Source organism: Sphingopyxis sp. (assembly GCF_050725655.1).
Taxonomy (GTDB): Bacteria; Pseudomonadota; Alphaproteobacteria; order Sphingomonadales; family Sphingomonadaceae; genus Sphingopyxis.
The window spans coordinates 1-12,259 of the sequence record NZ_JBOHHT010000041.1; the positions used below are offsets into that span (position 1 = coordinate 1).

The following is a 12,259-nucleotide window of genomic DNA, read 5'->3' on the forward strand; positions in this document are numbered from 1 at the left end:
GGCTGACAGGGGAGCGGGCCGATGTCGTTTCAGGGCTCTTTCAACTTGGCGCCATCTATGCGAGTGGCGCGGCCATGCGCAGCCTGACCGACATCTTCGATGAATATGACTTTCTTGACGGCGACGATCGCTATCGCCTGCTGATCGACCTCGGCCGCATGCTCGAGCCGATGCCCGACGCGCTCAAGACCGACGCGACGCTGGTGCGCGGCTGTTCGGCCAGCGTCTGGGTCTATCCGGTGCCACGCGAAGACGGGCGGCTCCATTTCCTCGCCGACAGCAACGCCGCGATCACCAAGGGGATCGTCGCGCTCGTGCTGGCCGCGGTGCAGGACAAGCCCGCGGCCGAAGTGGTCGGCATGGACGTCGCGGCGGCGCTCGCCCCCTTCGACCTCACCCGCCAGCTGTCGTCGAACCGGACGCAGGGCGTTCCGAACATGATCGCGCTGGTGCAGGATACCGCGCGCCGCATCGCCGCGGGCTGATCGCATCGCCCTCATTCGGGGCGGTCTTCCATTTCAATCACGCAAGAAAAAGGGCGCGGGAGTTGCCTCCCGCGCCCTTTTTCGTTGGTCTGTCGCGTGGCTTAGAAGCCGACGACGATCGAACCGATGAACGCCCGCGGCGCGCCGATGTTGACGTTCGGGACCGTGTTGTTCGCCAACTGGCCGTCGAAACCGCCGGCATAGAGCTTGTCGAACAGGTTGGTGATGTTGAGCTGCAGGTAGACCTTGTCGCCAAGACCCGCCCAATCCATCTTCAGCCGGGCGTCGAGGTCGACTAGCGTATAGCCGGCGGCCTTGGCACCATAGACCTGAACGGTGCGGCCACCGATCGTCTGATACAGCGGCGTGTTCTGGTCGTTGATGTAGCGCGCCCCGGTGCGCTTGACCTGCGCACCTAGTTCGAGCGGCCCGAGGTTGCCTTGGACGCGGCCACCGAAGGTGTAGACCGGCGCACCCGATTCACGCTTGCCCGACGTCAGCGCGAACGCCGGCTGATTGACTGCGGTACAACCGTAGAAGCGGTCGGCGACGTTTGCGGCCGAGCAAGTGCCCAGCTGCACATCGTCCTGGATGTCCGACTTCAGGTACGAGCCGAAGGCATAGACCGACAATTCGGGGATCGGCTGGACCGACACGCTGGCGTCGATGCCATATTTGTCGACGCGGCCGAGGTTGCGATAGACGTTACGCTCGGTTTCCGGGTCGAACGACGAGGCGAGACGATCGTTGAAGATCGTGTACCACAGGCCGACCTGCGCCTGGATCTGGCTGGTCGTGTAGCGCACGCCAAGGTCGAAGTTGTCGGTCGTTTCGGGCGTCGGGTTCGCCGATTCGGTATCCGCCGGGAAATAGAAGGCGTTGTAGAGGTTGTCGGTGCCCGGAACCTGCACACCCTTCGAATAGTTGGCGAAGATGCTGACGTCGTCGGTCGCGTCGAAGGTCAGGCCGACATTCGGCGTGAACTTGTTATACTTGCGGATGCGCTGTTGCGGACCCTGCACCGGTGCGGTGACGCCCGGCGCGATGGTCACGGTCGGGTTATTGGCCAGCCAGGCCGCGAGGCCCGCGCTGTTGGTGCCGAAGCATTCGACGAAACCGGTCACGCTCGACGTGGCGCAATTGTTGGTCAGGTCGCGCTTGAACATCTTGTATGAACCACCGGCCTGGACGGTCAGGCGGCCGAATTCGCCGCGATATTCGCCGCCGAACATGTTCAGGCCGGCGATCGACTTGCGGTCGCGCTTTTGCAGGATGTTGCCATTGGCGTCGGCCAGCGGGTCGTTGATCGGGAACGGATCGGTCGGCTGGCCGTCGGCGCGCAGGAAGTTGGTTTCACCCGTCTGGCGGTGACGCGCGCGATCATAGCTGTAGAAGACGCGGAACGTGTGGTCTTCGAGCTCGTAGCGCAGGCCGGCGATGACGCCATAGCGGTTGGTCTGCGTCTGGCTGGGTGCCAGCACGCGGACGGTGTCGAGCAGGTCGCCGTCGCCGTTAAGGTCGCGGCCATAATAAGGAACGCCACCGATATAGCCGGTCTGACAGCTGACGAGCGGACCGTTGGGCGTGGTATTACAGTTTGAGTTGGTCGGCGTGGTTCCGACAAGCGGATTGGGATTGACGTCGCGGCGCGCTTCGACGCCGACGACGGTGCCGCCGCCGTTCGCCTTCACATATTGGAAGCTCGGGTCGACGGTCAGGACGAGGCCCTGGGCGAGCGTGAAGCGCGAGTTCAGGCGGACGTTGCCGGTGTTCGACGGGTTCATGCGCTCGTCGAAGACCGATCCGCAAAGGTTCGCAACGTCGGGTGCGCCGGCAGTGGCAGCCTGATTGATCTGGCAGCGCGCAACGCCGTAATCACGCTCGTCGCGGGTCAACGGGAAGCGGTTGCCCGAACCCGAACCGACGACACGGTTCGAATCATAGCGCAGCGGCACCGAACCGAAGAAGTTGTTGCGGTTTTCGTTATAGTGGCCCGACAGCGCAACGAAGTCGCCGTCTTCGCCGATCGGCTGATAGATTTTGCCGTTGAACTGCTTCTTGTTGATCCGGCCGCGGTGCGCGGGCAGACCCGGCTGGTCGACGTTGCTGAAGACCGTGTCGTTGGTCGCCTGGCTGGCCGAGAAGAAAGCGCGCGTGCCCCAGGGGGTGAGGATGCCGGTGTTGACCAGGCCGAAAACGCGGAAGAAGTTGAAGTCGCCGGCCGAACCGACAAGCTTCACGCCGAAATCTTCGGTCGGGGTCATGGTGCGATAGTTGACGGTCGAACCCGAAGCGGCGGCGGTCGGGCTGTCGACGTCGGTCGAACCGAGGTTGACGTTGACCTGGTCGATCAGTTCGGGGTCGAGCTGCTGGTTCGAATAGAGCGCGTAGTTACCCGAATCGTTGAGCGGGATACCGTCGAAGGTCTGGTTGATGCGCGTGTTGTCGAAACCGCGGATCGACATCTTGCCGCCGGCCGAACCGAACGGGTCGTTGTTCTGGAAGCTAACGCCGGGAAGCTGGTTGATGATGTCGTTGACGGTCTGGCCGGGCGACTGACGCTCGATGAACGCCTGCGTCAGGACGCCCTTCGCCTTGGTCGTGTCGGGCGCGATCACGCCGGCGACGCCCTGGTTCGCACGCGAACCGCTGACGATGATTTCGTTTTCGAAGTCCTGCGAACCCGTCGACTGGGCGAAGGCGGGCGTGGAAAGCAGCGCGACCGGAATCAGCGCAACGCTGGCGGCAAGCGTGTGACGGAATTTCATTACAGGATGTCCCCTTTGGTGGTGCATTGGCGGGCACGCAAATGGGGCGCGCCTGACCTGCGAGCGCCCCTGAAGCCCGCATGTGGCACGATTGTGACAGCAAATGTGACAGTGCAAGGGGGGAGGGTCGCGCCGCTCAGGCGGGGGCCGAAAAACCGCTAATTCCCGTCGGGTGCCCGATTTTATCAACAGGCGGGGATGCGTTTTTTCCGGAAACTGTTGCTGCAATGCAACATAAAAGGGCGCCCCGAAGGGCGCCCCATTTTCGACTCAGGCGGCGTCGCCGGCCGCTTCTTTCGCCTTGTCGGCATAGACGCGCACCGGGTCCTTGCGGCCCTCGACGACATCCTTGTCGACAACGATCTCGACCACGTCGGTCAGGTCGGGCAGGTCGAACATCGTGTCGAGCAGGATCGCCTCGACGATCGAGCGCAGCCCGCGCGCGCCGGTCTTGCGTTCGATCGCCTTTTTGGCGACCGCGACCAGCGCATCGTCGGTAAAGGTCAGTACGACCTCTTCCAGATCGAAGAGCTTGCGATACTGCTTCACCAGTGCGTTCTTGGGCTCGCCCAGAATCTTGACCAGCGCGTCGATGTCGAGATCCTCGAGCGTCGCGATGACCGGCAGGCGGCCGACGAATTCGGGGATCAGGCCGAATTTCAGCAGATCCTCGGGCTCGATACTCTTCAGCACTTCGCCCATGCGGCGTTCGTCGGGGCCGGCGACATGCGCGCCGAAACCGATCGACTTGCCCTGCAAGCGGTCGCCGATGATCTTTTCAAGCCCGCTGAACGCGCCGCCGGCGATGAACAGGATGTTCGTCGTGTCGACCTGCAGGAATTCCTGCTGCGGATGCTTGCGGCCGCCCTGCGGCGGAACGCTCGCGGTCGTGCCTTCCATCAGCTTGAGCAGCGCCTGCTGCACGCCTTCGCCCGACACGTCGCGGGTGATCGACGGATTCTCGGCCTTGCGGCTGATCTTGTCGATCTCGTCGATATAGACGATGCCGCGCTGCGCCTTTTCGACATTATAGTCGGACGACTGGAGCAGCTTGAGGATGATATTCTCGACATCCTCGCCGACATAGCCGGCTTCGGTCAGCGTCGTCGCATCGGCCATCGTGAAGGGCACGTCGAGGAAGCGGGCGAGCGTCTGCGCGAGCAGGGTCTTGCCGCTGCCGGTCGGGCCGACGAGCAGGATGTTCGACTTTGCCAGTTCGACGTCGTCGCCGCGGCCGCTGTTCGCGAGCCGCTTGTAGTGATTGTGCACCGCGACCGACAGCACGCGCTTGGCGGTGTTCTGGCCGATCACATAGGCGTCGAGATGCTGGCAGATTTCCAGCGGCGTCGGCACCGCGCCATCCTTGCGCGCGGCGATCCCGCCCTTGATTTCTTCGCGGATGATGTCGTTGCACAGTTCAACGCATTCGTCGCAGATGAACACGGTCGGTCCGGCAATCAGCTTGCGGACTTCGTGCTGCGACTTGCCGCAGAAGGAGCAGTAAAGGGTGCTCTTGCTGTCCGAGCCGCTCAATTTCGTCATAAATCTTCCTCTGGCAGCGCCAAAAGGGCACCGCCACCTTTATCCTAGCCCCCGGTCACCCAATTACAATATGGCAATTGGGTGACACGGGTTCAATGTCCCGCCTAGCGCCAAGGCGCCAAGCGGACGTCAATAAACGCAGTTACTGGTTCGTTTCGGGGCGGCGTTTGGGCGTCCGCACCGCAACGGATCAGGGCGTCGGGCCTTCGCTTACTTCCTTCGGCGCGTCGTCGCTGGGCAGCCCCGGCCGACGGTCGAACACCTGGTCGACGATGCCGAATTCCTGCGCTTCGTCGGCTTCGAGGAAGGTGTCGCGGTCCATCGCTTTTTCGATATCTTTCAACGACTTGCCGGTATATTTCACATACAGGTCGTTCATCCGCTTGCGGATACGCAGGATTTCACGCGCCTGGATTTCGATGTCCGACGCCATGCCGCGCGCACCGCCCGACGGCTGGTGGATCATCACGCGCGCATTGGTCAGCGCGACGCGCATGCCGGGTTCACCCGCGGCGAGAAGGAAGCTGCCCATCGACGCGGCCTGGCCGACACACACCGTCCCGACGCGCGGGCGGATATATTGCATCGTGTCGTGGATCGCCATGCCCGCCGTGACGACTCCGCCCGGCGAGTTGATGTACATGTAGATGTCCTTCTTCGGATTCTCCGATTCGAGGAACAGCAGCTGGGCAGTAATCAGCGAGGCCATCTGGTCCTCGACCTCGCCGGTGACGAAGATGATCCGTTCGCGCAGCAAGCGGGAAAAAATGTCGAAGCTGCGTTCGCCGCGGCTCGTCTGCTCGACGACGACGGGAACAAGGGCTGCGAGCGGGTCGATCATTGGGAATTCGTCCTTGTGTTATCGGGATGCCGCACCGGAGAATCCGGCGGGCTGCCCCTCCGTGATCCTACATCGTCGCCAAGCGGAGGTCTTTCAAGGGGGCAAAAAGAAGGGGCGGGAAAGTCCCGCCCCGTCCGGATTGTCTGATTTCGCCTCAGTCGCCCTCGCCGGGTTCGGGCGAGAAGAGCGTCTCGAACTTGTTCTCGACGCCCTTATATTCGTCGGCGTCGGCGGGGCTGTCCTTTTTGACCGTGATGTTCGGCCATTCGGCGCTGAACTTGCTGTTCACCTCGAGCCACTTTTCCAGACCGCTCTCGGTGTCGGGCAGGATCGCTTCGGCGGGGCATTCGGGTTCGCACACGCCGCAGTCGATGCATTCGTTCGGATTGATGACGAGCATATTCTCGCCTTCATAGAAACAGTCGACGGGGCACACCTCGACACAGTCCATATATTTGCACCGGACGCAGGCATCGGTGACGACATAGGTCATGGGCTTTCGGCTCCCTCAGATGACGGCAACCGGGCCGTCAGGCTCTCAATATGGGCTCGCCTCTATGCCGCGTGAAGGCGGTGCGTCAACGCTAAGCGACAGTTGCGAATCACTCTCACTGAATAGGACGGTCGGAGCGTTGCGGGTGCAAAGCATTTCCATCGGCGCCGATAGCCGATGGTGCGGCGGCGGGGAGGGCGGGATCGAGCCGCTGATAACAAGCCTGCGCCTCGGGCGCAGGGCCGCGGCGTAGCGGCAGCGAAAGCAGGCGCAGCACCTCAATCCGCTCGCCGACCGGCAGGACCAGCGTCGACCCGGCATGGACCGCGCATGACGAGCGGGTGATGCGCCGCCCGTCGAGCCGGATATGCCCCGCTTCTACCATCGCCTGCGCGATGCTGCGCGAGCGGGCGAAGCGCAAGAACCACAGCAGCTTGTCGAGCCTGATGCTTCCTGCGGCGCCCGGGCTTGCCATCAGTCTTTGCGCGCGTCCGCAAGGAGCGCGGCGAGGCCCGCGAAGGGGCTGTTCGGCGACGGGCCGCGACGTGGTTGCCGGTCGGGGCGGTCGGGGCGCGGCGGGCGCGGGGCGTCGACGCGCACTTTGTCCGGCTTGCCGCGCTTGCCCTTTGCCTGATGCGCGGGCGCGCGCCTTGTTTCGCCGTTCGCGGGACGCGGCGGCGCGTCGGGGGTCTTGCGATGCGGATGCGGTTTGCGACGCGGCCTTTTCTCGGGTTTGCGCAGCCCAGACCAGCGCCAGCGCTGCAATCCGGGTTCGCCGACGCTGCGAAAACCGAAGCTGCCGAGGAGCGCGCGGCGTGTCTCTTCGTCGAGTCCGAGCGATGTCGCGAGCGCCGGGTCGATGACGAAGCCGGGCGGCGGCGCCGCGCTGACCCCCTCATGCTCGTCATTCGCATGATCGTCATGATGATCGTCGCGGCCGACCAGTGGCGCGGTCGGCGGTGCCGCCGCCTGCATCCGCGCGGCGTGCGCCTGCCGCGCGAGCTTTTCGGCCATGTCGATGCGCAGCCAGCCCGAAGCGCAGCGCCGGAAACCTGCGATCGTCAGCCCGGCATGGTTTCCGGCTTTTTGCAGCACCGCGCCGTGCGGTGGCAGCGCGGGAACCGGCGCGCCCTGTTGCGCCGCCGTCAGCGCCGCGCGCCAGCGCACCGCCTCGGGCTTGAGCAGCAGCGGATGAAACAGATCGAGCGAGCCGATCGTGAAGCCGAGCTTGCGCAGCTGCGGCCGCTCTTCGGGCGTCAGCGCGTTGAGCTGATCCTCGACCACGGCGCGGCCGATCGTCCCGCTGTTGTCGGTGAGCGCGGCGAGCAGCGCGCGGACGCGCGGCGGAGTGAACAGGTCGCCCGCCGCCTCGCCCATCGCGGCCAGCGGCCCCGCATGACGTGCGAGTTGCTCGGCAACGAAGCGCTGGAGGCGCTCGGAAATCGCCTGCACCTGTTGCGGATCGAGCCGCCGTAGTGAGGGGTCGATCTGGATCGCCGGCTGAACGAGCGTCGGCCCGCGCGCGAGCGTCGCAATGGCGTGTCCGTGCCACGCGAGGCGCGGCGTTGTTCCCGGTTCGGCGATCAGCGACAGTGCGCTGTCGTCGCCTTCGGCGAGCGCGGTGGCGCGGCGCGCGAGTTCGGCGCGCAGATGCTTTTCGGCGGCGGCGAGCAGCATCCGGTGATCGCTGGCTTTCGCGACCGGATCGACCTTGAACTGGAACCCTTTCAGCGTGCCGATCGCCTCGCCGTCGACCGCGACGGTGCCGTCGGCGCCGACCGCCACGGGCAGCGCGGCGCCCCGCTGCCCCGCGTCGCGGAGCAGCAGCGCGAGCCGCCGGTCGACGAAACGCTGCGCCAGCGCCGCATGCAGCGCGTCGGAGAGGCGCGATTCGAGCGCTTGCGTCGCCTCGGTCCATCCCGCCGCGCCGGCGATCCAGTCGCCGCGCTGCGCGATGAAGCAGAGCGTACGCACCGCCGCGATGCGGCTCGCGAGCTGGTCGATATCGCCCTCGACGTCGTTCAGCCGGGCAAGGCGGCGCGCGAACCAGTCGGGGTCGATCATCCCGTCGCCGCTGGTGCGCCACTGCCACAGCCTGAACACGGTGCGGCTGTGGTGCTCGGCGCCCAATTGCTCGAAATCGGGGAGGCCGCAGACGTCCCACAGGCGCTGCACCGCATCGAAATCGCCGCCGCGTGCGCGCACCTCCATGTCGCCCGCCAGATGCTTGAGCACCGCGATATCGACCGCTTCGGGCGCGGCGCGCAGCATCGGCTGGTTCGGCGGCTGCGCGAGGTCGGACAAAAGCTGGTCGAGTGAGCCGAAACCGGGGTTCGGATTACGCCAGAACAGGCTGGCGAGCGGCGGGAAATGATGCCCCTCGATCGCGTGGATTTCCTCGGGCGTGAAGCCGCCTTGCGGCAGGCCCACGGTGCCGAAGCCGCCGTCCTGCTGGTGGCGCCCGGCGCGCCCCGCGATCTGCGCCATTTCCGAGACCGTCAGGCGGCGGAGGCGCCGTCCGTCGAATTTCTGTAAGGAAGCGAAGGCGACATGCTGGACGTCGAGATTGAGCCCCATGCCGATCGCGTCGGTCGCGACGAGATAATCGACCTCACCCGCCTCGAACATCGCGACTTGCGAATTCCGCGTCTTGGGGCTGAGCGCCCCCATCACCACCGCGGCGCCACCCGAAAAACGGCGCAGCATTTCGGCGATCGCATAGACTTCCTCGGCCGAAAAGGCGACGATCGCCGAGCGTTTGGGCAGGCGCGACAGCTTCGACGATCCCGCATAGCTCAAGGTCGAAAAGCGCGGACGCGTGACGATTTCGACCTCGGGCACCAGGGTTTTGACAAGGCCGCGGATGCTCGCCGAACCGAGGATCATCGTCTCCTCGCGCCCGCGCGCGCGCAGCAACCGGTCGGTGAAGACATGGCCGCGTTCGGGGTCGGCGCCGAGCTGCGCCTCGTCGATCCCGACAAAGGCGACGTCGCGTTCGACCGGGAGCGCTTCCATAGTCCCGAGCAGATAGCGGGCGTCGGGCGGCGTGATTCGTTCTTCGCCGGTGATCAGCGCAACCTGCGCCGGCCCCTTGATTGCGACAACGCGGTCGTAAACTTCGCGCGCGAGCAAGCGCAGCGGAAAGCCGATCATGCCGCTCGAATGGGCGGTCAGGCGCTCGACCGCCAAATGGGTTTTGCCGGTGTTGGTGGGGCCAAGGACAGCCTTGACCGGCTGGGAGGAGGATGACGTCATTTTCTTGGCCGCCAAGCTGGCATGCGCAGGGTCCACGCGCAACAGCCGATCTTCGAATGGCAGGATAGAGGCCGATTTTTTCCACTATGTTGCATAATATCCCGACCCCGCCACGCCTTGCCGCAATGCGCCGCGGCAAATCCGCCATTAAATTGACTTTAACGACCTTTCTTTACAGACAACGCCTCGAAAACATCATTCGGCCGCCGGGTATGGGGTTTGGCTGCCGAGCGGGGGTTGCAATTTGTTCCAGCGTCACGAACCCATCGCGGGGATGTCCGGCAACGCGGCCGCCCTCACGATGTCGCAAGCGATACCGCTGCGGCGTGCGGATTCGGATGCCGAGCCGCAGCTCGGCTGGCGCGACCGGCTCGCGCAGCTCGACCTCGTTCCCGACCTTGGCGACAATATCGGTTCGGCCGAATGGTGGCGCGGTCTTGCGACATTAACCTTGCTCTGCGGGGCCGCGATCGCGACCTTCCCCGGTATCCAACCGCTCGAAGTCGGCGGAACGCCGGCGCTCGATGCCGCCGATTTCAACGAGGCGCGCGCGCAGATGATCGTGCCGCTCGCGTTCGGCGGCGACACTGGGCGGCATATGGCGGCGACCGACGCGGTGCGTCCGCTGACCCAGACCCCCGAACGGCCGCAGATCGAACTCACCGCCACCTTGGGCAGCGGCGACAGCTTTGCGCGCCTGCTCGAACGCTCGGGCGTCGGCAGCAGCGAGGCGCAGGCGCTGGCACGTCAGGTGTCGGGCGCGGTTCCGCTCGCCGACATCGCGCCGGGCACGCGCATCGACCTGATCCTCGGCCGCCGCGCCGCGCGCACGATGCCGCGTCCGGTCGAGGCGCTCGCGATGCGCGCCCGCTTCGACCTGCGCATCGAGATGGAACGGCAGGGCAGCCAGCTCGTGATGCGCCGTATCCCGATTGCGGTCGACGCGACCCCGCTGCGCATTCGCGGAAGGGTCGGCGACAGCCTCTATCGCTCGGCGCGCGCCGCCGGAGCACCTCCCGCCGCGATCCAGTCGTATCTGCGCATCGTCGGCAAACAGATTTCGGTCGGCAGCGATATTCGCGCCGGTGACGAGTTCGACATCATCGTCGATTATCGCCGCGCCGAAACGGGTGAGAGCGAGACGGGCAAACTGCTCTATGCCGGGCTGATCCGCGGTGGAAAATCGAAACTCTCGATGCTCGAATGGAATGCGGGCGGCCGGACCCAATGGTTCGAGGCGTCGGGCGTCGGCGAACAGCGCGGCGGCATGGCGCGGCCCACGAATGGCCGCGTGACCTCGACCTTCGGCATGCGCCGCCATCCGATCCTCGGTTACAAGCGCATGCACAGCGGCATGGATTTCGGCGGCGGTTATGGCGCGCCCATCTATGCGGTGACCGACGGTGTCGTGACGATCGCCGGGCGCCACGGCGGCTTCGGCAATTATGTGAAGCTCAATCACGGCAACGGCCTCGGCACCGGCTATGGCCATATGAGCCGCATCGCGGTGCGCTCCGGCCAGCGCGTGGGTCGCGGGCAGGTGATCGGTTATATCGGCTCGACCGGCCTTTCGACCGGTCCGCACCTCCATTACGAGCTTTATCGCAACGGCCGGGCGGTCAATCCGTCGTCGGTGACCTTCGTCACCCGCGCGCTGCTCGAAGGCAAGGCGCTCGCCGACTTCCGCGCCCGCATCCGGTCGCTGACGTCGATCGCGCCGGGTGCGGCGCTGACCCCGATCGCACCGAAACAGGTCGAGGGGCCAAAGCTCGGCAGCCTTGCCGATGTCGCCTCGAAGCGGGCAGGCGACGGGATCTGAACGGATTGCGCCCTCTCCTTCAGGGGAGGGCAGCGAGACTTGCGAGCTTGCTCGCTAGTCGCAGCGGGTGGGGGGCATCGGTCTTACGCCACATCGAGAGCCCCCACCCCAACCCCTCCCCCGAAGGGGAGGGGTTCATGCGTCTCTTCCAATATCCATTTGCCCCGCGGCCTAGCGCCGCTATGCACCCCGCATGACCCAAGCCGCTTTCCCCGACCTGCGCCTGCGCCGTACCCGCCGCACCGGCTGGAGCCGCGCGATGGTGCGCGAAACCCAGCTGTCGCCCGCGAACCTCATCTGGCCGCTCTTCGTCGCCGACGGTTCGGGCACCGAAGAACCGATCGCGAGCCTGCCCGGCGTATCGCGCTGGTCGGTCGATTTGCTCGTCGAGCGCGCAAGGGACGCCGTCGCCGCGGGCATCCCGTGCCTCGCGCTCTTTCCCTATACGCTGGCCGACCGGCGCAGCGCGGATGGCGACGAAGCGCTCAATCCCGATAACCTCATGTGCCGCGCCACCGCCGCGATCAAGCAGGCGCTCGGCGACGAGATCGGTATCCTCACCGACGTCGCGCTCGACCCCTATACCAGCCATGGGCAGGATGGGCTGATCGACGATGCGGGCTATGTGCTCAACGACGAAACGGTCGATGTGCTGGTGCGGCAGGCGCTCAACCAGGCGCGCGCCGGCGCCGACATCATCGCCCCCAGCGACATGATGGACGGCCGCATCGGCGCGATCCGGCACGCGCTCGAGGCCGAGGGTTTCGGCCATGTCCAGATCATGAGCTACGCCGCCAAATATGCCTCGGCCTTTTACGGTCCGTTCCGCGACGCGGTCGGTTCGCGCGGGCTGCTCAAGGGCGACAAGAAGACCTATCAGATGGACCCTGCAAACAGTGAGGAAGCGCTGCGCGAAGTCGCGCAGGACCTCGCCGAGGGCGCCGACAGCGTGATGGTCAAGCCCGGGCTGCCCTATCTCGACATCGTCCGCGCGGTGAAGGACAATTTTGCCGTGCCCGTCTATGCGTACCAGGTGTCGGGCGAATATGCGATGAT

At 65.4% G+C, this 12,259-nt stretch carries 9 protein-coding genes; 3 read left to right on the forward strand and 6 right to left on the reverse strand.

Going from position 1 to position 12,259, the window contains the following annotated elements:
* Nucleotides 1-74: 74 nt before the first annotated feature.
* Nucleotides 75-485, forward strand: coding sequence for a SufE family protein (locus ACREBX_RS05610; protein ID WP_431560779.1), 411 nt, complete (start codon nucleotides 75-77; stop codon nucleotides 483-485).
* A gap of 101 nt (nucleotides 486-586) precedes the next feature.
* On the opposite strand, the gene ACREBX_RS05615 is transcribed toward ACREBX_RS05610, so the two are convergent.
* From ACREBX_RS05615 to ACREBX_RS05640, 6 genes are all read right to left on the reverse strand, one after another.
* Nucleotides 587-3,253: a TonB-dependent receptor gene (locus tag ACREBX_RS05615; protein WP_431560772.1), complete on the reverse strand. Its 2,667-nt coding sequence runs from the start codon at nucleotides 3,251-3,253 to the stop codon at nucleotides 587-589.
* Nucleotides 3,254-3,523: 270 nt separating this feature from the next.
* Nucleotides 3,524-4,795 carry an ATP-dependent Clp protease ATP-binding subunit ClpX gene (gene clpX / locus ACREBX_RS05620; protein ID WP_431560773.1) on the reverse strand — a complete coding sequence of 424 codons (1,272 nt, stop codon included), beginning with the start codon at nucleotides 4,793-4,795 and terminating at the stop codon, nucleotides 3,524-3,526.
* Nucleotides 4,796-4,985: 190 nt separating this feature from the next.
* Nucleotides 4,986-5,636, reverse strand: coding sequence for an ATP-dependent Clp protease proteolytic subunit (locus ACREBX_RS05625; protein ID WP_431560774.1), 651 nt, complete (start codon nucleotides 5,634-5,636; stop codon nucleotides 4,986-4,988).
* A gap of 154 nt (nucleotides 5,637-5,790) precedes the next feature.
* Nucleotides 5,791-6,129 (reverse strand): ferredoxin FdxA, encoded by a 339-nt coding sequence (gene fdxA, locus ACREBX_RS05630; RefSeq protein WP_431560775.1) that lies wholly within the window; start codon nucleotides 6,127-6,129, stop codon nucleotides 5,791-5,793.
* A gap of 115 nt (nucleotides 6,130-6,244) precedes the next feature.
* Complete coding sequence (locus ACREBX_RS05635) at nucleotides 6,245-6,604, reverse strand: S4 domain-containing protein (protein ID WP_431560776.1); 360 nt, start codon at nucleotides 6,602-6,604, stop codon at nucleotides 6,245-6,247.
* A complete protein-coding gene (locus tag ACREBX_RS05640) occupies nucleotides 6,604-9,384 on the reverse strand; it encodes a helicase-related protein (protein ID WP_431560777.1) in 2,781 nt (926 codons plus the stop codon). The genes ACREBX_RS05635 and ACREBX_RS05640 overlap by 1 nt, the downstream gene beginning before the upstream one ends.
* 274 nt (nucleotides 9,385-9,658) lie before the next feature.
* Between ACREBX_RS05640 and ACREBX_RS05645 the strand changes: the two genes are divergently transcribed.
* Together ACREBX_RS05645 and hemB are read left to right on the forward strand one after the other, a co-directional pair.
* Nucleotides 9,659-11,203, forward strand: coding sequence for a M23 family metallopeptidase (locus tag ACREBX_RS05645; RefSeq protein WP_431560780.1), 1,545 nt, complete (start codon nucleotides 9,659-9,661; stop codon nucleotides 11,201-11,203).
* Between the two features lie 193 nt (nucleotides 11,204-11,396).
* Nucleotides 11,397-12,259, forward strand: an 863-nt coding sequence (hemB, locus tag ACREBX_RS05650; protein WP_431560778.1) for a porphobilinogen synthase, incomplete at its 3' end; no start/stop codon positions are given.